General features: G+C 44.5%; 22 protein-coding genes. 6 read left to right on the top strand and 16 right to left on the bottom strand.

Annotated features, from left to right (window positions below):
* Window positions 1-99: 99 nt before the first annotated feature.
* Window positions 100-1200: a DUF4407 domain-containing protein gene (locus ABNE31_RS05085; protein WP_349352614.1), complete on the top strand. Its 1101-nt coding sequence runs from the start codon at window positions 100-102 to the stop codon at window positions 1198-1200.
* Here ABNE31_RS05085 and ABNE31_RS05080 read toward each other — a convergent pair.
* From ABNE31_RS05080 to ABNE31_RS05015, 14 genes are all read right to left on the bottom strand, one after another.
* On the bottom strand, window positions 1197-2966 hold the full coding sequence (locus tag ABNE31_RS05080; protein ID WP_349352613.1) for a DNA mismatch repair protein MutS: 1770 nt from the start codon (window positions 2964-2966) through the stop codon (window positions 1197-1199). The two genes, ABNE31_RS05085 and ABNE31_RS05080, sit on opposite strands and share 4 nt — an antisense overlap.
* Window positions 2967-2972: 6 nt before the next feature.
* Complete coding sequence (locus ABNE31_RS05075; protein ID WP_349352612.1) at window positions 2973-3332, bottom strand: MmcQ/YjbR family DNA-binding protein; 360 nt, start codon at window positions 3330-3332, stop codon at window positions 2973-2975.
* Window positions 3329-3730, bottom strand: a complete 402-nt coding sequence (locus ABNE31_RS05070) for a Dabb family protein (RefSeq protein WP_349352611.1) — start codon at window positions 3728-3730, stop codon at window positions 3329-3331. The genes ABNE31_RS05075 and ABNE31_RS05070 overlap by 4 nt, the downstream gene beginning before the upstream one ends.
* Window positions 3731-3732: 2 nt before the next feature.
* On the bottom strand, window positions 3733-4356 hold the full coding sequence (locus ABNE31_RS05065; protein WP_349352610.1) for a DUF4230 domain-containing protein: 624 nt from the start codon (window positions 4354-4356) through the stop codon (window positions 3733-3735).
* A gap of 2 nt (window positions 4357-4358) precedes the next feature.
* Entirely contained in the window at window positions 4359-4709 is a 351-nt protein-coding gene (locus ABNE31_RS05060) for a DUF4260 domain-containing protein (RefSeq protein ID WP_349352609.1), read from the bottom strand.
* Window positions 4710-5462 (bottom strand): cyclase family protein, encoded by a 753-nt coding sequence (locus ABNE31_RS05055; RefSeq protein WP_349352608.1) that lies wholly within the window; start codon window positions 5460-5462, stop codon window positions 4710-4712.
* Window positions 5463-5543: 81 nt separating this feature from the next.
* On the bottom strand, window positions 5544-6695 hold the full coding sequence (gene hemW, locus ABNE31_RS05050; RefSeq protein ID WP_349352607.1) for a radical SAM family heme chaperone HemW: 1152 nt from the start codon (window positions 6693-6695) through the stop codon (window positions 5544-5546).
* 51 nt (window positions 6696-6746) lie between these two features.
* A complete protein-coding gene (ruvC, locus tag ABNE31_RS05045) occupies window positions 6747-7301 on the bottom strand; it encodes a crossover junction endodeoxyribonuclease RuvC (protein ID WP_127142183.1) in 555 nt (184 codons plus the stop codon).
* 1 nt (window position 7302) lies between these two features.
* A complete protein-coding gene (locus ABNE31_RS05040; protein ID WP_306013778.1) occupies window positions 7303-7782 on the bottom strand; it encodes a hypothetical protein in 480 nt (159 codons plus the stop codon).
* A 44-nt stretch (window positions 7783-7826) separates the two neighbouring features.
* Window positions 7827-8978, bottom strand: coding sequence for a tetratricopeptide repeat protein (locus ABNE31_RS05035; protein ID WP_349352606.1), 1152 nt, complete (start codon window positions 8976-8978; stop codon window positions 7827-7829).
* A gap of 22 nt (window positions 8979-9000) precedes the next feature.
* Entirely contained in the window at window positions 9001-10947 is a 1947-nt protein-coding gene (locus tag ABNE31_RS05030; protein WP_349352605.1) for a TonB family protein, read from the bottom strand.
* Window positions 10944-11306, bottom strand: a complete 363-nt coding sequence (locus ABNE31_RS05025) for a BlaI/MecI/CopY family transcriptional regulator (protein ID WP_179383761.1) — start codon at window positions 11304-11306, stop codon at window positions 10944-10946. The genes ABNE31_RS05030 and ABNE31_RS05025 overlap by 4 nt, the downstream gene beginning before the upstream one ends.
* A gap of 380 nt (window positions 11307-11686) precedes the next feature.
* Window positions 11687-13912 (bottom strand): TonB-dependent receptor plug domain-containing protein, encoded by a 2226-nt coding sequence (locus ABNE31_RS05020; protein WP_349352604.1) that lies wholly within the window; start codon window positions 13910-13912, stop codon window positions 11687-11689.
* Between the two features lie 91 nt (window positions 13913-14003).
* Window positions 14004-14456 (bottom strand): hypothetical protein, encoded by a 453-nt coding sequence (locus ABNE31_RS05015; protein WP_349352603.1) that lies wholly within the window; start codon window positions 14454-14456, stop codon window positions 14004-14006.
* 113 nt (window positions 14457-14569) lie between these two features.
* Between ABNE31_RS05015 and ABNE31_RS05010 the strand changes: the two genes are divergently transcribed.
* Entirely contained in the window at window positions 14570-15082 is a 513-nt protein-coding gene (locus ABNE31_RS05010) for a DUF456 domain-containing protein (protein ID WP_349352602.1), read from the top strand.
* On the opposite strand, the gene ABNE31_RS05005 is transcribed toward ABNE31_RS05010, so the two are convergent.
* The gene (locus tag ABNE31_RS05005; RefSeq protein ID WP_349352601.1) at window positions 15079-15633 is read right to left on the bottom strand and encodes a nitroreductase; all 555 of its coding nucleotides are present in this window, start codon (window positions 15631-15633) and stop codon (window positions 15079-15081) included. The genes ABNE31_RS05010 and ABNE31_RS05005 overlap by 4 nt on opposite strands.
* Window positions 15634-15809: 176 nt before the next feature.
* On the bottom strand, window positions 15810-16697 hold the full coding sequence (locus ABNE31_RS05000; RefSeq protein WP_349352600.1) for a LysR substrate-binding domain-containing protein: 888 nt from the start codon (window positions 16695-16697) through the stop codon (window positions 15810-15812).
* Window positions 16698-16912: 215 nt separating this feature from the next.
* Here ABNE31_RS05000 and hutH point away from each other — a divergent pair, with 215 nt between their 5' ends.
* The 4 genes from hutH to hutG are packed head-to-tail and all read left to right on the top strand — an operon-like array spanning window position 16913 to window position 22708.
* Complete coding sequence (gene hutH, locus ABNE31_RS04995) at window positions 16913-18490, top strand: histidine ammonia-lyase (RefSeq protein WP_349352599.1); 1578 nt, start codon at window positions 16913-16915, stop codon at window positions 18488-18490.
* A 1-nt stretch (window position 18491) separates the two neighbouring features.
* Window positions 18492-19718: an imidazolonepropionase gene (hutI, locus tag ABNE31_RS04990; protein WP_349352598.1), complete on the top strand. Its 1227-nt coding sequence runs from the start codon at window positions 18492-18494 to the stop codon at window positions 19716-19718.
* A gap of 10 nt (window positions 19719-19728) precedes the next feature.
* Complete coding sequence (locus ABNE31_RS04985) at window positions 19729-21732, top strand: urocanate hydratase (RefSeq protein ID WP_349352597.1); 2004 nt, start codon at window positions 19729-19731, stop codon at window positions 21730-21732.
* Window positions 21733-21736: 4 nt separating this feature from the next.
* Window positions 21737-22708 (top strand): formimidoylglutamase, encoded by a 972-nt coding sequence (hutG, locus tag ABNE31_RS04980; protein ID WP_349352596.1) that lies wholly within the window; start codon window positions 21737-21739, stop codon window positions 22706-22708.
* Window positions 22709-23074 lie beyond the last annotated feature (366 nt).

Genomic DNA, 23074 nt, shown 5'->3' with positions numbered 1-23074 from the left:
CGACATAAAAACTGTTAAAAGCCCCTATTTAGGGGCTTTTAATGTAACAAATTACCCAAAATCACGTTCTAATACCCTATCAATCAAAGAGAACACGATATGTTACAACGCTTTTTCATTTTCTGCTCCGGAGCGGATACCCACATTTTAGACTCTTGTTCCAACGGGGAACGCAACAAATATGCAGGCATAGGTGCCACCGTATTCTTTACGGCCGTTATGGCATTTATTGCCTCAGGCTACGCCCTTTACACGGTTTTTGACAATGTGTATACTTCCATTTTCTTTGGGTTGATTTGGGGTTTGCTCATTTTCAATTTGGATCGATATATTGTTTCCACCATCAAGAAGAGGGACAATTTTAAGGGAGAATTGCTTCAAGCAGCTCCTCGGATTGTGCTGGCCTTGATTATTGCCGTGGTGATTTCCAAACCGTTGGAAATGAAGATTTTTGAAAAGGAAATCAATCAGGTTTTATTGGAAGAGAAGAATGCCATGACTTTGAACAACAAGGAACAATTGGCCTTGCAGTACACTCCTAAAATTGAAAGCCTGAATCAGGATATTGCCAACCTTAAAAATGAAATTGCGACCAAAGAAGCAGAGACCAATGCACTCTACGATACCTATATTTCCGAAGCCGAAGGCACTGCCGGAACGGGTCTATTGGGAAAAGGTCCAGTGTATAAGGAAAAGCGGGAAAAGCACGACGCTGCTCTTGCTGAACTCAATTCCTTGAAGACGACCAACGGTGAAAAAATTGAAAACATCGAGGCCCAGATTGTGGCCCTCCAAACCGATTACGATACCGCAGTTGCCAATTCACAACCCATTATCGATGGGTTTGATGGTTTGATGGCGCGCATCAATGCACTTGGGAAGTTGCCCTGGTTTCCATCCTTTTTCATTTTTTTACTGTTTTTGGCCATTGAAACAGCACCTATCATCGCCAAATTGTTGGCACCTAAAGGCGAGTACGATTACAAGTTTGAAGAACAAGAAAGTGTTGTCGCTACCTGGGTGACCCAAAAAGTGGAACAGCGTAAACTGTTGTTGTCCACCGATGGGGAAATCAACCAGCAAATTTATGCCGATATCAAAAATGAGGAAGAGCTGTACCGCTACAAGAAGCAAAAGGCAGAGGAACTGTTGCGTCTCCAGGCCGATAGCTTTCATAATGTGCAGGTGAAGGGACTTTAATCCACGATTCCCATATTTTTGAGCAAGAAGGAAGCGTTCATGTTTTGGCAAACCCCTTCTTTAAACTGATAATCAAAAAACAGTTCCCCGTTTATAATCTGTGCATCAAAATAGCGGTTTTCCACCTCTGGAAGGTAGTTGGCCAAGGTGCATAGACTCAAATCGTGGGTGGCTACCATCCCTGTGGACCCGTTTCGCACCAAGCGCTCCACAAACTTTTTGGAACCTTCGGCCTTATCAACACTATTGGTGCCCTTTAGGATTTCGTCCAAAATCACAAAGCAGTTGTCCTTCTCCAGTTCCTCCACAATATATTTTAAACGTTTGAGCTCGGCATAAAAATAAGAAGTCTCATCGGCCAGCGAATCTGCCGAGCGCATACTAGTGAGCAAACGAACTGGATGGTACCTCACTTCTTTCCCTTTAACGGGCAAGCCCATGTTAGCCATCACAATCTGTAGGCCTACAGCACGTAAAAAAGTACTTTTCCCGGCCATATTGGCTCCGGTTACAATGCAAAAGCGTCCCTTCCCGATGTCAAAGTCGTTGAGAACGTTCTTTTTGGGGTCCACCAATGGATGACCGACCTGTTTTCCGCTCAAAACCGTTTCTCCCTCCACCAAAATCGGGTAAGTGTGGTCGGGATGGTTAAAGGCATAGGTACCCAAGGTGATGTAGGCATCGAACTGGGCAATGGCGGCAAACCAACCTTCCACTTCGTGGCCGTACTTTGTTATCCACGATTCCACTTGAAAGGCATAATAGATACTGTACATACCAAGACCTTGGGCAAACATGGAGATGATCAGGTTGAATTGTTGTTCCAGCATAGTCACCTTTTGCGAAAAACGCTTTAAGATGTTGGACGTCCGTTCTCCCTTTATTTCCAGTCTTTGCTGAAGTTCTTTTAGCAATTCTGACTTGAACGAGTGTTTCTCCAGTTCGGAAATCAACCGTTGATGCTGCTGGATGGTATCCTGTGCCTCGGATGCCTTTGCCGTGAACCCCAAAATCCGCTTCGCAAAGCGACCCACCATGCCAACACCCAAAAGGTACCAGAAAAGCACCAAGCTTTCGGGCACTTTGCCCAAAACGGCCAAAGCAATCACCAAAATGGAAAGCAATACGAAAATTGGCGGTAAGAATCCCGCCCATTTAGGCATAAAGAGTTGGTGGCTTTTCATCCAGTCAGAAACTACATCGGGAGAGATTTTGGGTCGGGTTTCGCCTGCCAAAGCAGAGAAGTGCTGTCGCCACTCGGGCAATTGCGCCAACTCCTTAATGGCTTCCTGTTTTTTGATCAAATCCTTTGGATGACCGTCCAATAATAGATGGGAAAATACCGCCGTGCCCTGCACTAAAACAGTTCGGTTAGCGTACTGAAAAAAGGAACCCCTGCCAAATAGGTCAAGATCTTGCGCATAGGGATGGTCGAGCTGTAAAAAGGTCTTCCCGTCCGGCAAGTGATGAAACTTGCGGTCCAAAATATCCAATTCGGTGTTATTGATGGCTATAAGACGTTCCAGGTATTCCTTGTGCCGCTTTACATTGCTAAAATGGGTCACCAAATACAAAAAGAGCGCTATGCCCAAAGGCAACATCACAAAAATGAAAACATTTCCCCAAAGCAAATACACCCCAAGGCCCATACCCACAAAAACGGATAATCGCAAAGTGGCCAATAGGCCCAATTGCTTTTTCACCTGTTGAAGTTCTTGCTGGTGTTGCTTCTGCCGCGACGTATAAAAATCTTTTAAATCCTGCATCCCCTATCAGTCTAAATTGTGAAGCTCTTGTTGAAGCTTTTTGGTCAATCCCGATACGACGAGCTCATAGGAGTGGTTGACCAGATCCTTGATCAATTGTGGTGGGAGTTGTTCCAAAAACAGAGTGTTCCAATGCTTTTTGCTCATGTGATAGCCCGGCACAATAAAGCCGTCATAAGTCTCGCGAAGTTCCTCGGACCTTTCGGGGTCGCACTTCAGATTGCACTGGGGCGGCAGCCGTTCCAAAGCCACGAGCGCAAACATTTTTCCCATCACTTTAAACACCAAAGTACTTTCGTCAAAGGGAAATTCCTCCGTTACTCCCTTTTTGGAGATACACAGTTCGCGAAGTTCTTCTACATTCATTGTGGTATGCCCTGCGAGTCGTATACGATCACTTTTTCCCAAAGATCTTGGCACTCCTCAATGAACACCTTGTGCGGTGGTTCCTCTTGATAGGCAGCTTGGTCTTCGGCAGATCCAAATGAAAGAATCAACGAGTAGGTAAACGAATCATCCACTACATCACGAATCGCATTTGGCGGTCTGCCAATAAATTTGGTCTTCGCATATTGGGAATTGTTCAAAAATTTGGTCAACGATGCCTCGAAGGTATCCCGGGCGGCTTGACTATCGGGATTCTTGAACCAAAAATAGACCACGTGCGCAAAAGTGCGGTCAAACATGGTTTTATCGGATTCTTGTGCGTTGCTCATAACGGATATCATTCCTACCAGAAGTAGGGTAAACATTTTGGTTTTCATAATTAGGTTTCTAAAGATTGTTGTTCGGTGACGGGCAGTCCCAAAGCGGAGTAATCCAAGGTCCAACCGATGGTCTCCACTATTTTTTCCACGACCAAAACAGCCTGCATGGCTTCATTTTTGGCCGTTTCCATCAATCCGCTTTCTGGTATTTTCTGTTTGATGTGCTCTTTGGCCTCTTGATTGAGGTTGGTCAAATCTGTAGGCGAAAAGCTATTGAAAATTCCATTTTTTATATCGTAAAACTGCAGGTCGGGTTCAATGGACAACACTTCCGGTTCTGGAAAATGGCTTAGAATGATTCGTTTTCGATCATTGTCCGCCCGCATGTTCAATTTGTTCAGGTCGTATCCGATATGGGCCTTGGCCTTAATCACGATCAATGCCTTTTTCTTGCTTCGGAACAGGCTCATAAAACGATCTTTGGTGTTTTCGTAATGATAGATTTCGGCAAAATCCCCTTCAACGGACACCAATTTACAAACACTTCGAATCTTGTTCAGGATAACGGTAGACTGTTGTTGGGTAATTTCCTTGCTCTTCTTTTTGCGGAACAGGGAATAGACCCAATACATTAATATCGCTCCCAAAATCAGCCCTAAAATGATATCTACAATCTCACCCATGGTTATTTTCCGATTTCACCCAAATGGGTAAACTTGAATCCTTTTTCATATTTTAATCCGTAACCCAACATCCTGTCCAACGCGGAATGGGAAAACAAAATTATCCCAATCAACTGGCATAAAGGTAGGGAAAAGTACACCCCCGTTAGGTAGATGACCAAGGCCAAACCTTTGTGATGGAAAAGGTTATAGGAAAAAGCACCTGCTCGGTTCCCAAAAGCATATCCGATCATTCCAATGTCGGGTATCAAAATCAACACTAAAAACCACCACCAAGCATAATCCAACAGGCTAAACAGGTATATGCCCAGGACGAACATCAGCAACTCCTCCAATTTTAGGGTTGTTTTCATTTATTGGTCTTCAATTTTGTACAGTACCGGCCTACTGGGGCTGGCATCGTTCTCAAAGGGCGCCACTTGTAAATTTAAAAAGTAGGTGCCGTCTTCTACGGGGTTGGGCACATAGATAAATTCGGTAATGGTCGCTTTTGTTCTGGGTTTTCCCGACATGTTCCAAAAAGCCTTGTGTGCCAAAAGTCCTCCGCCATCGCGTTCCTTATCCACCGAAGGAAGGTCAATCAACAAATGCTCTACCCCCTTTTTAACCAAATGCTTGGCCGCGGCCTCCATTAGATAGGGCGGGTTGGTATCGGAATACTGCTTGGAACGTTTGTCGCCCAAATTGGGCAGGGTCCTAATGACCACGGCTTGGCGCTTTTTGTTGCCCAGTGCATATTTGATTTGCTTTTCCGAAATGATAAAATCCCCGTCCACCTGTTCGGGGGCAACCGTAATCAACTCGGCCAAAAAGAAAAACCGTTTGAGCTTTTTGTTGATGGAGTTAAATTCCTCTGAAATATGTCCCAAACATTCGGTATGGGTTACATGCGAATGCGGATTGAACCAAATATCATTGAAATTTGTGGAGGCTCCTTCGGATACCTTGCCAATAAATCCATCCTGTTCGTGTGGGGCAATTTTGGGAGGTTCCAAATACCAGGCGTTCACGTTTTTGTCGCCACCCTTGAGCGGTATGGAAATATCCAGTGGTTTGGTCAGGTCTATTTTGTAGTTGCGGGAGTTGTGTTTTATAGAGGCTATCAAATTTGGTTGTTTTTTATAAAATCCCAGGTTATTGGGAATCAATTCTACTTCATCGCTTCCTGCCAAAACAGGACGGACAATTTACTCTTTTAAGTTAAGCATAAAAAGATCAGAAGCAATTCCATCCGCCAAAAACTTGCCTTTTTTGGTGGTAAGCAGTCTACCATCTTCGAGCATCAAAAGTCCCTGTTCCAAAAATTTGGATGCTTGTTGGTTCACGTAGGTTAAGTAATTCTCACCATATTCGGATGCCACCCTATCCAAATCCACGCCCCAAATGGTGCGTAGTCCCGTCATCACATATTCGTTGTACCTGTCGGTAGTGGAAAGCGTTTCAATTTCCAAAGGAAGTTCGCCTACGTTGATTTTTTTAAGATAGATCGGATTGTTCCGAATGTTCCAGCTTCGCTGTTTGCCATCAAAGGAATGTGCCGAAGGACCGACCCCTATATAGGTCTTTCCCAACCAATAAGCGGTATTGTTTTGGGAGAAAAATCCAGGCTTTCCAAAGTTGGATATTTCGTAATTCACAAAGCCTTCGGCCTCCAATATATCCACCAAAATGTGGAATTGCTCTTGGGCCTGTTCATCATCCACATCGGGAATCAGTTCTTTCTCTATAAATTTTTTAAGGGCGGTACGGGGCTCCACGGTCAGGGCATAACTGGAAATGTGGGGCAGACCAAAATCCAACGCTTTTTGAATGTTGGCCCTCCACCTTTGGTTGTCCATTCCGGGAATCCCGTAGATCAAATCAATGGTGATGTTATCGAAATGCTGTGTAGCCTCAGTTATACATTGTTCGGCTTCACTGGCGTTGTGGGCACGGTTCATCAGTTTAAGGTCTTCTTCAAAAAAGGATTGGATGCCGATGCTGAGACGGTTAATGCCAGTATTTTTATATTTCTTGAAAATATCTCTCGACTGCGCTCGAGATGACACCAAATCATCTGGGTTGGCTTCCAAGGTGATTTCTGGGTCATCCACAACCTTGTAGTTGTCATAAACTGCCTGAATCAAGGTCTCCATCTCGCCTTGGGAAAGCACGGATGGCGTTCCTCCACCAAAATAAATGGTTTCAATGGTATTCGGCACCTCCACTTTACGCAACTCCAATTCTTGGGCAATGGCATGGACCATGGCTTCCTTTTTTCCCATTTGTGTGGAAAAATGGAAATCACAATAATGGCAAGCTTGCTTGCAAAATGGCACATGGATGTAAATACCGCTCATTCAATCAGTGGTCAATTAACAGTTGGCAATGAACAATTAGCAATGAACAATTTATTTTTTGATTCTTGATTCGTTCTGTTTAACAAATGCCTCCCAGCCGGTATAGCTTTTTCCGACCTCAACCCTGCCCTCATTATAAAAATGGCAGACGGCGGCGGCCAACCCATCGGTACTATCCAAATTTTTGGGCAAGGATTTTAGTTGTAATACGCTTTGAAGCATTCGGGCTACCTGTTCCTTACTGGCATTTCCATTTCCCGTGATGGCCATTTTTATCTTTTTGGGCATGTACTCGGTAATGGGTATTTCCCGTGAAAGTCCGGCTGCCATGGCTACCCCCTGTGCCCTGCCCAACTTGAGCATAGACTGTACATTCTTCCCGTAAAAAGGGGCTTCGATGGCGATTTCGTCCGGGTGATAGGTATCGATGAGCTCTATGGTCCGCTCAAAAATAAGTTTGAGCTTGGTATAGGGGTCGTCATATTTTCGGAGCATCAACTCGTTCATTTGCACAAAGTGCATCTGTTTGTTGATGACCTTGATAATACCAAAACCCATGACCGTGGTGCCGGGGTCTATGCCCAATATAATTTTTTCTGTTGCCAAATCAATAGGTGTTTAGGACCAGTGGAAGCCTAAAACGCAGGCTTACGGGGTTGCCTCGCTTCAATGCGGGCGCCACAGTGGTCAAATCGTTCAAGCGTTCCGATATTTTGGTGTTGAAATCGGATATCTCATTGAGCACGGAGGTCTTTTCTTCAACGCCCAAGACGGATATAAACCCGTGTTCATCTATCAAAAAATCAATATAGACGGTATCGTTCATATCGTTCCGTACCTGAAACTGCAATCCAGCCAAAGCTTCGGAGAAATATTCGGTGATCACGTTTTGGAAACACTCTTGCTGCGCCTCCTTGGGAGCAGTTTCGTCGCAATCCTCAAAAAGGGGGTATTGGTCCACATCGTTCCAATCGATGGCCAAAAGTTCCTCATTGACCAGTTTTTGGGTCTTGTCCTCCTTGGACTCGAACAGCTCACAGGATACGAGCAGACCCATAAAAACGATTAACAAAACAAACTTCTGCATGACAGCCCCTAGAATTTGGCTGAAATTACGACATTTTGAAGAAATCAGTTGCTGCCAAAATGGATTTCCTCCTTGAGCTCGCTGATTCTGTTTTTGACGCGTTCCTCGAGCCAAGGAACCAAATCAGGGTACATTTCCAGCAACTTTTCATAATAGTTCAGTCGAGTTTTGGTGTCCTTGTAGTATTCATCCGCCAAAACGCAGACTTGATAGTAATTATAATAGTTCTCTTTGTTTTCTTCCCATGCCTTTACATAGTAATCCATAGCCTTTTTGGTCTGGCCCTTGAGGCGCGCTATCCGGCCTAAATCGGCATATTCTTGGGGAAAAAAGACCCTTCGTTCCTCTATGGATTTTTCAACATAGTACTGTGCACTGTCCAATACCTTTTCCTCAAAATACACTTCTCCCAACCCTGAATAGGCAGTAGCCAATTTATCTGGGAAATCCTTCAGTTTATGATAGGTTTCCAGTGCTTTTTCCGGCTCCCAGTTTCGAAAATAGCAATAGGCCAATTTCTCGTATACAAAGGCTTTTTCTTCGCCCAACTCCAACAGCCGCTCAAAATGGGGGATGGCCAATGCAAATTGACCATTATTGTAATATGCCAAGGCCTTTAAATTGATCATCGCCACATCGTTTTCATAAAACCGAAGCCCTTGATCGATATAGACCAAAGCGGAATCCCGTATTTCTTTGCCCACATAATGTTTGCCCAAAGCGTAAAGGCTCCGTAGGTGGGTACTGTCCATTTTCACAGCAGTTTTGTAGGATGAGTTGGCCATTTCGGTGTTGTCGATAGACTCGTAGACCTTGCCCAGATAGTAGAAATACTCGGGATTTTGCCCTTCCGATGACACCAAGACCTGAAACATTTCCATGGCAGGTCCAAAATCTTTGGTTTTCAACAACAACTTGCCCAGTTCAAAACGGGCCAACTCAAATTGAGGGTCAGTGTCCAAAACAGCGGTGTATTGGGCAATGGCCTTGTCATAATTTCCGATGGCATTGTAGGCCCGTGCAATCTGCAGACTGGACTTTTGGTCCCCCACCTTGGCATAAGCATTGATAGCGGAAGTATAGTTCCCCAAGGCATACAAACTGTCGGCAACGGCCAAAGCCGATGTTTGTGCACCGGCTTGGAATGAGAACAAAATCAAAAATGTACTGTAGATATTTTTTGATTTACGTATCACAGCTAAAATTTAATTTTAGTAATCAATATTGGGATACTTCAATATGTTTGTCGGGAAGTCCTTCATACTGAAATTTCACGATATCACCTTCTTCGACTGCTATCGAAAAAACACCATTAAAATTTGACATAACTCCAGCCTCCTTTCCTTCAACGGAAATTACAACTCCAGAAATACCCATAGATTCCTTGTCTGTCACTACACCCTCAAAATAGGTTTTCCCTTGCTTTTTTACCTTCATGCCGTCAACCAATAAATAATCTTTGGAACCATTTACTGTTGTACCCTCTGGCTGGTTTTTTAACCTAAAGGTAATTGGAATCGCATATGGCACATTCATAACTTTGCCTTCATGTTTTCCGGGCTGCATTTTGGGTAGTCGTTCTATAATCCTGACCGCTTCATTTTCCAACAATTCATGAGGACCACGTTTTTTAATCGAAGAAACATTACCGTTTACATCGATTGTAAATACTACACTCACCCTACCTTGAATCCCCTGTTCCTGTGCTGCCTTTGGATACCTGAAATTCTTTCTGATATGCTCTACCAATTTCTCAGCGAAACACTCTTTTGGATCTATGGCATTTTCGCAACCTGGAAAAACGGGAATTTCATCTATTGTAGCAAAAGGGTATGAATCACTACTGTTTTCTTCCGAATTTGACTTCTTTTCCTCGCCTTGAAGTTTAAAAACAATTGGAATGGAAAAAGGCACTTTTACAGCTTTACCCTTGTGCTTACCAGGTTGCATTTTTGGCAATTTGTCCAAGATACGACCTGTTTCATTTTCCAAAAGATCGTGTGGACCTTTCATGTTAATGTCAACAATATTACCCTCTAAATCAATCCTGAATATGGCTGAGACCTTTCCTTCTATTCCTTGCTGTTCTGCTGCTTCAGGATACCTGAAATTCTTCTGGATATGTCGCTGTATTTTTTCCTGAAAACAGGCTCTTTTATCTTCTGCGTCTTCACATCCCGGAAAAACGGGAACTTCATCGATCACGCCAAAAGGGACTTCCCCTTCCTGACCTTTACCCGCCTCGTAACCTACTATTACTATTTCCTCAATAGGTTCTTCGGCGGTATTATCTGATGGGGCCGATTTTTCACTTTCACAAGAAGTGTACACCAACATCCCCAGCACCAACGGCAACAACAATACATACTTTAACTGCCAAACGGCTTTGGATTTCTTTTTTTGTAACATGACTATTCGTTTTTTGATTAATGATCTATTGAAAAATTGATTCACAAAACTGATGTTCTGCGTATGAAAGGCTTGGGACAACAGCATCTCAAAATGGTCCGCTTTGTTATGTTTGACCGCGCTTTCATCGGCAATAAATTCATGGAGCTCGGCCACCCTGTTTTGGTAGATGTACACCAAAGGATTGAACCAGAAAACAATTCTTGCCAATTCAAAAAAGAGCAGGTCCAAAGAATGCCATTGCTTTACGTGGACCAGTTCGTGGGCCAAAATGTTGTCCTCCTTGTCCTTTTGGATCTCTTCTCCCATAAAAATGTTTCTGAAAAAGGAGAAAGCAGACGTGCTTTGGGGTACGGTCACCTTGGTAAATTCCCGATAATGCTCCACTGCACCTTTATGGTGAAGTCTTTTTATTTGTACCAATTTATAAGCAAACCAGATTGTCGCCAATAAACTCCCTAGACCCAACACCAAATAAGGCCATGAGATTTGTTGCAGGATACTTGTTTCTTCTGCGCCCGGTCCAAGTACGACTCCGTTCAATTGGGTCAAAAATACCGTAGTGGTTTGCAAACCGTCCGGCATCGGGGTGGTCAGGGCATCAATCTTCACCCAGGGCAAAATAATGGATAGGGCAAACGTACCCAATAAATAGGCCCTGTTCCATTGAAAAAAGGTCTCTTTCTTTAGAAAAAGGTCGTAAGCCAACAAAAAGACCAATTGAAATGCTAAGGATTCTAGGATATAGGTAATCATTGCTCTTTATCTTTAATGTTCTTCATAATAGCTTCCAGTTCCTTCAGACTGATGTCGTTTTTTTTCATAAAAAAGGACACCATGCTGGAAAATGACCCTTGAAAGTAGCCCTCCATCAACGTATTCAACCGCTGGTTACTATACTCTTCTTTTTTAACCAAGGGAAAGTACACATGGCCCTTGCCCACTTTTTCGTGCGACACAAAACCTTTGTCTTCCAAAATCCGAACTATGGTGGATACCGTATTGTAGGCAGGCCTCGGTTCCGGTAATTCTTCCAAAATGGCGGCCACATTGCCCTTTTTAATTTTCCAAAGGAGCTGCATTACTTCTTCTTCTGCCTTGGTGAGTTGTTTCATTCGATACGTTTTAGTGGTCATTCCCGAGCAATCGGGAATCCAATTCATATTCCTTATGATCCGAACTAAATCCTTGAGCATAGTTCAGATTTCTCATCTTGACTTCGACTGCGCTCAGTCTGACAATTCGAAATGACATCGCTAATATAACTAAATATTTAGTTTAAACTAATTTTTTAGTTATAAAATGTATGAAAAATCCGCCAGCGGGGTATGCTGGCGGGTAGTTATGTAAGCCGCTGAACTTGTTTTACCCTTTATCAGCGGTTTAAGGGGGCGCGGTCATATCGAGCGAAGTAGAGATGCGACACCGATATTAATCTCCAACTAAATAACCTCTCGACTGCGCTCGAGGTGACAATTTTTTACACTATCAAATATTAAAAGGTCACAGTAACCTTTCCTCTAAGATAAAAAGGGGTTCCTGGTGTAAAATGAATCTCTTCAAAAGAGTTGGACTCGTTGAACAAACGGCTTTCGGTTGCGAACTGTGTCTCGTTCCATTCGGTGTCGAACAGGTTCTCCACAATCAATCCAAAAGTCCAATTGTTGACGCTGTAATTTAGATTGGCATCTGTCACAAAATAGCCTTCCGCCACAATGCTATTATCTTCATTGGCAGGTCTATCGTCAATGTACCGATAGTTTATTCCTCCAGAAAATCCTTGATTTCCTCCCACGGTCAACCCTCCTACCATGGTAAAATCTGGCGCCAAAGGGATAAAGTCTTCGCCATCGGCTTCCTCGGTACTACGGGCATGGGTATAATTAGCATCCGTGTACAGGTAAAGCCAATCCATAGGTTGATACCTTGCTCCTACCTCAATCCCCATGCGACGGGTTTTGCCACTGGGTTCTACAATGGCGGCATCCCCTACGTACACAAATTCCTGATCGAGAAACAAGCTCCACAAGGTGGCATTTAAAACCAATTTGTCAGCTGGCTTCAAAATGGTTCCAAAATCGACTCCATAAGCGGCTGGTAGGATATCCTCCCCTCCATTGGCTACCACCACCCGGGTATCGTTGGAGTGAAAACCAATACCGGTTTTTAAAAAGAACTGGGTTTTCGCTGTCGGACTATAAATCGTGTTGAATTTAGGGCTGAACGCTACCTTTTCTTCACTTCGGCTATCGTAAAGCTCGCTTGTCTTGTCGTTGTAATCGAATCGGAAAAAATCCATGCGCAGGGCTGGTACCAACGTAAACTTTCCCGTTTTGAAGCTGGCCCCCGCAAAGGCGTAGCCATTCATTTCATCTATATCGCCAAACGCCAAACGTTCCAATAGTTCTTGACGGTTGAGCGTTCGGGACAATTGGTTGTCATCCACATTGTCATACCTAAAACCAACTCCTGCATTGTATTTAAATTCCATACCACCCAAATTGGCCGAATTATCTTGGAAAACAGTTTTGGCGCCTGCCATCAGCCTATCTTCAAATTGCCTGATCTGATCTCCGTTCACAGGATCTTCCAGGAAAAAGGTGAAGTTGGAGTAAAGTTCAAAATCGTAATGGGAAACAAAAGCCATAGTGTTCAAGGATTTTCCTATTCCCATATTTTTACTGTGGTTCAAAACGAAATTGGTCCGGCTCGTTTGTCCGCCCTCGGTATCGTCAATAGCACCAAATCGGCTTATCAATCCCTGGTCCACGGCACGTTGCGGTATTTGTCCCGAAGCATCCCATCTACTCGAAAAATGTGAAGCTGTCAACAGCAATTCTTGGTCACCTGGCAGCGCATAGCGATACCTTCCCAAAATATTGATACGATTAAAATTTTGCGGTGATTCGAACGGGCCGTCCGTCAGATACAGTTCCGAGGCCAGATAGGCATTGCTGTTTTGGTTATCCATGAGATTGAGCATACCCACAAATCTGCGCGCGCCAAACTGTCCCGCTTCTGTGGATATCATACTTTTATCCAAACTCTTTCTGAGTTTTAGGTCTACATAGCCCGCGGTATTAAAGTTCCCTTGTTCCGCATAGTAGGGCCCTTTTCCAAAATTTACGTTTTCGATGGTCTCTGGAATCACAAAATGAAGGTCCGCATATCCCTGTCCGTGGGCGTGCGATACCATATTTACAGGCATGCCGTCCACATTGATGGCCACATCGGTTCCGTGGTCCACATCAAAACCTCGCAGGAATATTTGCTCTGCCTTTCCGCCACCAGCATGTTGTCCAATGATCAGGCCAGGCACCTTTCTTAGGATTTCCTGTGATGATTTTACAGGATCTGTCTTTACATCCACATCCACCACCCTGCTCAGCGCATCTACCTCGGATACCAAGACCACTTGGTCCAATGAAATGGAACTTTCTTCCATCACAATGGTCAATGGGTTTTGTAAATCTGATTTATCTATCACTTTAGTGAGTGTGGCATATCCTAATCTGGAAAAGTAAATGGTATCGTTTACCGATGTGTTGTTGAGAACAAAATAGCCTGTCCCATCGGTATGGCTATGTTGCCCACTGGTTTTGTTGAAAATACCGGCATCTTCTATTGGGGAACCAACTTGATTCACAAGTTGTCCTTCTACGTTTTGCGCAGCGATTGTACCCATGCAAAGCATGGACAATGCCGCCATAAAATATTTCATGTCGTTGTAATTAAATTTGTGTGATGATTAAAATTTGGCAATAGGGGACTAGACCAGTTTCCATAGGAAATAAAACTGATAATAAAGTGGTCTAGTTTAAGTGCTGATCATGCTGGGGAGGAGGCGTGTTTACCGTTTGATACCAGGCAGGCGTACCATCTTGATGTACCCAACACACATTTGTAGCTTTGAGCCACTGTAGGTTGGATTCGGTACGACTTGCAACGGTAAAATGTTTATCCAATTTTAGGTTCTTATTTTCGGGCATTTCCTGTTTATCGGATGGACTGTCTTGCAATAATTCCTTCAATGCCTCCAAAGCTTCGTGCGAGTGTCCGGCCATGGCCTCCAAGGAGGTATAATCGATAGCTTCGTGATCTGAATTGAAACTATGATGGTGGGATTGCTCAGACCAACTATGGGACACTTCATGTAGGGTCTCAAGAACCAGTCCGTTAAACAGTCCCAATAAATAAAACAGGCACATTAGGGCACATCCTATTCGGACCAAACCTTTTTCCGTATGTGCGTTTCTCGATTCCACAACCTTTCATATTCAATTTCAAATGTACCTACGGAAAAATTAGGGACAGGGTTTTATTTTGATTTTGTTTGTAACAATTGTCGGCTACATTTGTCTAATATGAAAACACGACCATGGACATTGCTCTCCTTATTTTAGGGTTTCTCCTCATGCTGGTAGGGATACTGGGTAGCTTTTTGCCCGTATTGCCGGGACCTCCCATTAGCTGGGTGGGCCTACTACTGCTCTATTTGACCAAAGCCGTTCCGGATAACTGGTGGGTTCTGGGAGTAACCTTTGTGATTGCCATTGCCATTACCGTTTTGGACTATGTGATACCCGCCATGGGCACTAAAAAATTCGGGGGCAGTAAAGCGGGCATGTGGGGTACGATTGTAGGACTTCTGGTTGCCTTGGTTGTACCCGTATTTGGACCATTGGGTATTATCATTTGGCCGTTTATTGGTGCATTGGTCGGTGAATTACTGAACAAAGCCAATAAAAAAACCGCCATGAAGGCGGCTTTCGGTTCATTTTTAGGTTTTTTGTCCGGTACTTTTATGAAGTTTGTGGTAACTGCCCTGTACGCTGTTTTTTACGTATACATCACCATCAAATACGCAGGCGACCTGTTTACGTTTAGTTAATCCAACCACTCCACTTTATCAGCAATGGGTGTTCTTGCAGAAGGAATCACTTCTCCATCAAAATAACCCATATAGAAAAAGCCTAAACACTTTTCGCCTTCATTTAGGTCAAAAAATTCATCCATGTATTTGATGAGTCCGGGCGATGACCAATAACTGCCAATACCCAATTCGGTGCAACACAACCACATATTCTGCACCGCCATGGCCGTTGAAGCGATTTCCTCCCATTCTGGAAGGCTTTCCTTGGGGTCACGTTGCATGCAAATGGCAATCACTGCAGCGGAACGTGCAGGGTTCTCTTTTAATTTGTTTATAGTGGTCTGTTTTGGTTTTGGATCCACTTCCTGATACTTTTCAGAAAGGAATACCCCCATTTCATCCTTCTTTGCGCCAGTCAATACCTTAAAGCGCCAAGGTTCCGTTTTTTTATGGGTAGGTGCCCAGTTGGCCGCTTCCAAAATCTTTTCCAAGGTCTCTTTAGCGATGGGCTTATCTACATATTGTGGAGGAAAAATACTTCTTCGCTCCTTAATTAATTCAAAAATCATACTTGTAAAAATTGATTTTTATGTATTCAAAAGCTGATTGCAAACAAAACGTCAGTTCGAGCGCAGTCGAGAACTACTAAGCAGTTGAAATGCTAATTCTCAATACAATTTTCTTCGCTTCACTCCAAAAATCACTCGAATTGACAAATCCAAAGTTACACCCCAAAATATTCACATCATAATTTATTGAGCAAGTCCATACATTTTTGGAGCGCAGGGTTCCGATTATCCGTTTTCCAGACCATGCTCAATACGGCCCTTTGCTTTATAGTTTCCATTTCGATAAACTTTACCTTCATTTGGAATCCATATTGAAGCGTAGTCGGTACAATGGCGATACCCAGTTTGTTCTCTACCAATTTAAAAATGGTCTGAGCATGCACCGATTTATGGGAAACCCGGGGCACAAAACCGCTATCCTCGCAAATGCTGAGCACCGTATCATAGTACATGGGACTATAATCTTGGGAAAACAGTATAAAATCCTCATCCGCCACCTGATGGATACCCATAAAATTGGATTCATCCAAAGGATGATTCTCCGGCAACACCAAGGAAAAGGTATCCTCAAAAACAGGTTTAACCTCGAGTCCTCTGGGGACGCGCGACAATCGGACAAAGCCCAAATCCAAACGGTCAGCCAAAATAGCATTGATCTGTGAGCGATTGGAAAGCTCCTCCAAAGTAGTATGCACGGTGGGAAACTTTTCCTTTAACTGTAGCAATAGATTCGGCACAACATTTTGCATGGCCGAACCCAAAAAACCGATTCGCACTTCCCCTAACTGTCCCTCTCCAATGAGTTTGACTTGCTTTTTGGTCTGTTCCAGATGATTCAGGATGAATTCCACCTCCTTTTTCAAAAACTCACCTGCTGGGGTCAGACTGACTTTCTTCTTGTCCCTCACAAACAGCTGAGTGTCCAATATTTCCTCCATCTGTTTGATTTGGGTACTCAAACCAGGCTGAGAAATAAATAGCTTTTCGGCAGCTTTCCGATAGTGAAGCTCTTCGGCCACGGCCAAAAAATAGATGAAATGTCGAAGCTCTATTTGATAATTCATACTTATTGATTATTACAAAAATAAGTATTGGCAATTATTAAACCTAATTGATACTTTTGAATAACCGCGATTAATCATGCCTCAATATCACTTCGAGCGCAGTCGAGAAGTTATTGAACTTAGATTCCTAAAAAAGGTCTCGACTGCATTCGACCTGACATCCTTTAATTCATGGGAGTATCGCGGACAATCAGTTAGTAATCTAATCTAAAAATATGGCGACAGACCGAACATTTCACTTTGGCGAAGACCATTTAACCGCAAGCATAGCGTTGGGTTTGGCCAAAGGAACCATTAAGGGCATTTTTTCAGATAAATGCCTGAAAAATGTGAATGCAAGTTACCAACGGGTGCAACGTATCGTGGAAAAAGGCGATACCGTGTATGGCATCAATACAGGTTTTGGTCCTTTGTGCAACACCAAAATTTCCAAAGCGGACACCAAAATCCTTCAGTCCAATATACTGAAAAGTCACAGCGTAGGCGTCGGGGAACCCATTTCCACGGAATTGGCCAAAATCATGTTGATTCTAAAAATCCATGCCTTGGCCAAGGGCTATTCAGGCATCGCCGAAACCACCCTGCAACGCATGCTTTGGCATTTGGAAAACGATGCCATTCCCGTGGTGCCATCCCAAGGTTCGGTTGGGGCTTCTGGCGATTTAGCGCCCCTATCCCATTTGTTTTTACCATTAATTGGTTTGGGTAAGGTGGAATACCAAGGTGAAACCATCCCAACACAAGAATTATTTCAACAAACAGGGTTGCAACCCTTGGAATTGGGTCCAAAAGAAGGTCTCGCCTTGATCAACGGCACCCAATTTATCGCAGCCCACGGGGTGTTGGTCCTTCATAAATTGCAACGCTGTCTGCGTCAAGCCGATATTGTCGGTGCCATGATGCTCGAAGGACTGCAAGGTTCCATGAAGCCTTTTTTTGAAGAATTGCATGAACTACGGCCCTTCAAAGGCAATCAGCACGTAGCGGGTAGAATCCGCACCCTGCTCCAAGGTTCCGAGATCTTGGAAGACCATATCGATTGCGAACGGGTGCAAGACCCCTACTCCCTTCGTTGTATGCCGCAAGTACATGGCGCTTCGCGAAATGCTTGGCTTCACCTGAAAGAGCTATTGGAAATCGAGCTCAACTCGGTCACCGACAATCCTGTCATTATCAATGATGAATTGACCATCAGCGGAGGTAATTTTCACGGACAGCCCTTGGCCATGGCCTTGGATTATGCAGCTTTGGCCGCTTCGGAAATCGGAAACATCTCCGACCGACGCATCTACTTGGCCCTGGAAGGCAATAGCCCCGGAGTCCCCAAATTATTGATGAAGGATACGGGCATCAATTCGGGCTATATGATCTTGCAGTACACCTCGGCTGCTTTGGCCAGCGAGAACAAAAGTTTGTGTTTCCCTGCCAGCGCGGACAGTATCCCAACCTCCTTGGGACAGGAAGATCATGTGAGTATGGGTTCCATCAGCGGTAGAAAAGCGCTCAACATTATTGGGAATGTAGAGAAAATCCTCGCTATTGAATTGTTGACGGCAGCACAGGCCTTTGAGTACAGAAAACCTTTAAAATCGGGCATTCTGTTGGATGAAATACATACCTTCCTGAGAACCACGGTTGCTTTTGCCGAAAACGACCGTGTCTTTGCCGATGACATCGAAAAAGGAATCGAAATCATCCAAAACGGTGAAATCATTGATTTGGTAGACCGTGTGATGGATGAAAAACAACTGAAGTGGAATACGCCACACCTTGATGAATTTGAAACATACTAGCATGAACAGACCACTATTGATAGGCCCCTTTGCCCAATTACTTCCCATGACAGGACTTCCCTTAAAAGGAGCGCTCAAAGATGAGCAACTGCCCATCATTGAACGTGGGGGTATTTTGGTTTCCGAAGGAAAAATACGCAAAGTCGGTGTTTTTGAGGAGTTGAAATCCGATGATGTCGACATCCACCATATTGAAGGAGAACATATTTGTTTGCCCGGCTTTGTAGACTCGCACACCCATATTTGTTTTGGCGGAACCCGTGCCCGAGATTATGCTTACCGAAATGCAGGAAAGACCTATTTGGAGATTGCCAAGGCCGGTGGCGGTATCTGGGATACAGTGACCCAGACCCGAAAGGCATCACAACAAGAATTGGTAGAAGGGATTCTTGCCAGAAGCGCAAAGCATCTCAAAAACGGTGTTACCACCATCGAAGTAAAAAGCGGATACGGCCTTTCCGTGGATGAAGAATTGAAAATGCTACGCGCTATCCAACAGGCCAATGCAACCACTAACGCCTCTTTGATACCGACCTGTTTGGCTGCACACATGAAACCCAAAGATTGGCATCAGGAGAAGGAGTATTTGGACGTTATCATTCATGAATTGTTCCCGATGATCAAAGCAGAAAACTTGGCTCGCCGGGTGGATGCCTTTGTGGAGGAAAGTGCTTTTTCCCCTGAAGAAATCAGACCTTATTTCCAAAAGGCGAAAGAAATGGGATTCGACATCACCGTGCACGCCGACCAATTTACCACAGGAGGTAGTCAAGTTGCTGTGGATTTTGATGCTGTAAGCGCCGACCATTTGGAGGTCAGCACCGAAAAAGAGATTCAATTATTGGCCAAAAGCAATACCATAGCCACGGCCTTGCCCGGAGCATCCCTCGGTTTGGGATGTGCCTATACTCCTGCTCGCAAAATTTTGGATGCAGGAGGTGCTTTGTCCATTGCCAGTGACCACAATCCAGGGTCCGCACCTATGGGCGACCTGTTGACCCAAGCCAGTATTTTGGGCACCTTTGAAAAACTCTCGAACACCGAAGTTTTGGCAGGTATCACTTCGAGGGCAGCGGCAGCTTTGCGTTTGACAGACCGGGGCAAACTGGAGGCCGGAGCAGTAGCTGACTTTGTAATCTTCCCGACGGCTAATTATCAAGAAATCACCTATCACCAAGGGCAATTAAAGCCTAGTGAAGTTTGGAAAAAAGGAACGCCCATCCACTAAAAATTGAATCATGACTGAATTTCAGCAACAGATATTACAAGGCATACCCGAGCAGCTTCCCGCAAAAAAACCATATCCCATAAACGGCAACCCAGTGCCAAAACGGAAGGATATCCTCACCAAAGAAGAGAAAAAACTGGCCGTACAAAATGCGCTACGTTATTTTCCTGAAGCTTGGCACAATGAACTCGCACGGGAATTTGCCGAGGAACTCAAAACCTACGGTCGGATTTACATGCACCGGTTTAAGCCCGATTATAAAATGTATGCCCGGCCCATTTCGGAATATCCTGCAAAAACACATCAGGCGGCAGCCATCATGCTCATGATCCAAAACAATTTGGACCCTGCTGTGGCCCAGCATCCCGAAGAATTGATCACTTATGGGGGCAATGGAGCAGTTTTTCAAAATTGGGCACAGTACCTGCTCACCATGAAATATTTGGCGGAAATGACCGAGGAACAGACCCTGCACATGTATTCCGGGCATCCGATGGGACTTTTTCCATCGTCCAAAGAAGCGCCAAGGGTCGTGGTCACCAACGGGATGATGATTCCCAACTACTCCCAACCCGATGATTGGGAAAAATACAATGCACTTGGTGTGACACAATACGGACAGATGACGGCAGGTTCCTACATGTACATTGGCCCACAAGGCATTGTTCATGGAACGGCTATCACCGTTATGAACGCTTTCCGAAAAGTATTGCAGAAAAATGAATCTCCCGAAGGCAAGATTTTTTTGACCGCTGGACTTGGAGGAATGAGCGGTGCACAACCCAAAGCAGGAAATATTGCCGGGGGCATCACCATCTGTGCCGAAGTCAACCCCGAAGCTGCCAAAAAACGACACGAACAAGGTTGGGTAGATGAATTATTGGTCGATTTGGACCTGTTGGTCGTTCGCACCAAAGAGGCCGTGGAAAATAAAGAAGTGGTTTCCTTGGCTTACATCGGTAATGTGGTGGATGTTTGGGAACGGTTTGATGAGGAAAATATTTTTGTTCATCTGGGTTCCGACCAAACCTCCTTGCACAATCCTTGGGCAGGCGGTTACTACCCGGCAGGACTCTCTTTTGAAGCATCCAACGCCTTAATGGTGGAAAACCCGAAAGCGTTCAAAGAGAAAGCACAGGAATCGTTGCGGAGACAAATCAATGCCATCAACAAACATACGGCCAAAGGCACCTACTTCTTTGATTACGGCAATGCCTTTTTATTGGAAGTTTCCCGGGCAGGCGGCGATGTAATGGCCAAAAACAGCATTGATTTCAGATATCCATCTTACGTTCAGGATATTTTGGGGCCCATGTGTTTTGATTACGGATTTGGACCCTTCCGATGGGTATGCACTTCGGGCAATCCGGAAGACCTTCAAAAAACGGATGCCATTGCCCTTGAAGTGATGAAAAAGATAAAATCCGAAGCGCCCGAAGAAATCCAACAGCAAATGCAGGACAACATCAAATGGATTTCGGAAGCGGAACAGAACAAATTGGTGGTAGGTTCGCAAGCCCGAATCCTCTATGCCGATGCCGAGGGGCGAAGCAAGATTGCAGATGCCTTCAATACGGCCATTGCCAAGGGAGAAATCAGTGCGCCCGTGGTTTTGGGACGCGACCATCACGATGTAAGCGGAACAGATTCGCCCTTTCGAGAAACCAGCAACATTTACGATGGCAGCAAATTTACCGCCGATATGGCCATTCAGAATGTGATTGGCGACAGCTTTAGGGGAGCCACTTGGGTGTCCATCCATAATGGTGGCGGCGTTGGCTGGGGCGAAGTGATCAATGGTGGATTTGGCATGGTGCTGGATGGTTCCAAAGAGGCATCAAACCGATTAAAGAAAATGCTGTTTTTTGATGTGAACAATGGGATTTCCCGAAGAAGCTGGGCACGGAACAAAGAAGCCCGCTTTGCCATTGAACGAGAAATGGAACGCACCCCAGATTTAAGGGTAACTTTGCCCTATCTTGTAGAAACCGATATGTTGGACGACCTTTTTTAATGTGATGAAACACTACACTCCCCCGAAAAAAGACCTTTGGACCGGAAGAATCTCCAATAAGTGGCTGTATTTGCACGAAAAAGTGCATTGCACCCCTTTGGAAGAGCTTCCAGAGGCCCAGAAAAAATCCATTTCCCTATTGGGTTATGCCTGCGACGAGGGCGTACGCCGAAACCAAGGTCGTGTCGGAGCTGTTGAGGGGCCCGATGTCATCAAAAGCAGTTTGTCCAAAATGCCCAACCATCTCGGAAGCAATGTACGGTTCCACGATGTAGGTTCCGTGGTTTGTGAAGGAGATGATATGGAGTCAGCACAAGAAAAACTCGCCGAAGCCGTATCTGTTCTTTTGGAGAAGAAGCAATTTCCTATCATTCTGGGTGGCGGACATGATATGGCCTACGGCCACTACAACGGCATCAAAAAGTATCTGGACGCCAAAAAAGAAGGCCAAACCATTGGCATCATCAATTTTGATGCACATTTTGATTTGCGGAAAAACACGGAGCAGAACAACTCGGGCACCCCATTTTATCAAATAGCCAAGGATTGTCAAAAAGAAGGTATCGATTTCAACTATCTCTGTTTGGGTATCCGAAGAGATGCCAACGACCGAAATCTATTTCAAACCGCTAGGGACCTTGATGTGATTTACGTGATGAACGATACCTTCCAAATTCCCCTACTGGAAGAAATTACCACTTGGATCAATGCTTTTGCCAAAAATGTGGACCATATTTATGTGACCATCGATTTGGATGGGTTCTCTTCTGCCTACGCACCCGGGGTTAGTGCCCCTTCCCCCATGGGCTTTAGCCCGTATATGGTTCTGGAATGCCTAAAAACGATTATAGGCTCTGGAAAATTGATCAGTATGGATATCGCGGAGATGAACCCGAAGTACGATATTGATGGACAAACCGCCAAACTGGCTGCTTCGCTGGTGCATCATGTGATGCACAGTATTTCTGGAGGTTGATATGCTTTGTTTCAGGTCAATCGGTCATATCGAGCGGAGTCGAGATATGAGACCAAATATCTAGTTAGAGACTTCTCGACTGCGCTCAAGATAGGTTTTGTGATGAATCTCAAGCAAATTGGAATGAGATGCTGAAACAAGTTCAGCATGACGTGTATTTTACTTCAGTTGATTCGAATGACACCATCATCAAAAGAGAATTAACCTGTCATTTCGAAATGAGGAGCATAGCGACGATTGAGAAATCTAATGGTCACTCTGAGCCAAGCGAAGAATCTTTTGCTTGGTTAAGTGACTCGACACGAATTGCACGAATTACCAAAAATGCTTTGTTATTTGTCAGGTCGAGCGCAGTCGAGACCTTTG

Origin of the sequence: Flagellimonas sp. MMG031 (genome assembly GCF_040112705.1) — a bacterium.
In the GTDB taxonomy this organism is placed as follows: Bacteria; Bacteroidota; Bacteroidia; order Flavobacteriales; family Flavobacteriaceae; genus Flagellimonas.
Note: the sequence above shows the minus strand (reverse complement) of the source record. Positions and strands in the feature narration are given on the sequence as shown.

What these genes read in the sequence shown, in the direction of transcription:
- ABNE31_RS05085 (WP_349352614.1), top strand. Translation starts at nt 100, where the DNA reads ATGTTACAACGCTTTTTCATTTTCTGCTCCGGAGCGGATACCCACATT.
- ABNE31_RS05080 (WP_349352613.1), bottom strand. Translation starts at nt 2,966, where the DNA reads ATGCAGGATTTAAAAGATTTTTATACGTCGCGGCAGAAGCAACACCAG.
- ABNE31_RS05075 (WP_349352612.1), bottom strand. Translation starts at nt 3,332, where the DNA reads ATGAATGTAGAAGAACTTCGCGAACTGTGTATCTCCAAAAAGGGAGTA.
- ABNE31_RS05070 (WP_349352611.1), bottom strand. Translation starts at nt 3,730, where the DNA reads ATGAAAACCAAAATGTTTACCCTACTTCTGGTAGGAATGATATCCGTT.
- ABNE31_RS05065 (WP_349352610.1), bottom strand. Translation starts at nt 4,356, where the DNA reads ATGGGTGAGATTGTAGATATCATTTTAGGGCTGATTTTGGGAGCGATA.
- ABNE31_RS05060 (WP_349352609.1), bottom strand. Translation starts at nt 4,709, where the DNA reads ATGAAAACAACCCTAAAATTGGAGGAGTTGCTGATGTTCGTCCTGGGC.
- hemW (WP_349352607.1), bottom strand. Translation starts at nt 6,695, where the DNA reads ATGAGCGGTATTTACATCCATGTGCCATTTTGCAAGCAAGCTTGCCAT.
- ABNE31_RS05040 (WP_306013778.1), bottom strand. Translation starts at nt 7,782, where the DNA reads ATGCAGAAGTTTGTTTTGTTAATCGTTTTTATGGGTCTGCTCGTATCC.
- ABNE31_RS05030 (WP_349352605.1), bottom strand. Translation starts at nt 10,947, where the DNA reads ATGATTACCTATATCCTAGAATCCTTAGCATTTCAATTGGTCTTTTTG.
- ABNE31_RS05025 (WP_179383761.1), bottom strand. Translation starts at nt 11,306, where the DNA reads ATGAAACAACTCACCAAGGCAGAAGAAGAAGTAATGCAGCTCCTTTGG.
- ABNE31_RS05020 (WP_349352604.1), bottom strand. Translation starts at nt 13,912, where the DNA reads ATGAAATATTTTATGGCGGCATTGTCCATGCTTTGCATGGGTACAATC.
- ABNE31_RS05010 (WP_349352602.1), top strand. Translation starts at nt 14,570, where the DNA reads ATGGACATTGCTCTCCTTATTTTAGGGTTTCTCCTCATGCTGGTAGGG.
- ABNE31_RS05005 (WP_349352601.1), bottom strand. Translation starts at nt 15,633, where the DNA reads ATGATTTTTGAATTAATTAAGGAGCGAAGAAGTATTTTTCCTCCACAA.
- ABNE31_RS05000 (WP_349352600.1), bottom strand. Translation starts at nt 16,697, where the DNA reads ATGAATTATCAAATAGAGCTTCGACATTTCATCTATTTTTTGGCCGTG.
- hutH (WP_349352599.1), top strand. Translation starts at nt 16,913, where the DNA reads ATGGCGACAGACCGAACATTTCACTTTGGCGAAGACCATTTAACCGCA.
- hutI (WP_349352598.1), top strand. Translation starts at nt 18,492, where the DNA reads ATGAACAGACCACTATTGATAGGCCCCTTTGCCCAATTACTTCCCATG.
- ABNE31_RS04985 (WP_349352597.1), top strand. Translation starts at nt 19,729, where the DNA reads ATGACTGAATTTCAGCAACAGATATTACAAGGCATACCCGAGCAGCTT.
- hutG (WP_349352596.1), top strand. Translation starts at nt 21,737, where the DNA reads ATGAAACACTACACTCCCCCGAAAAAAGACCTTTGGACCGGAAGAATC.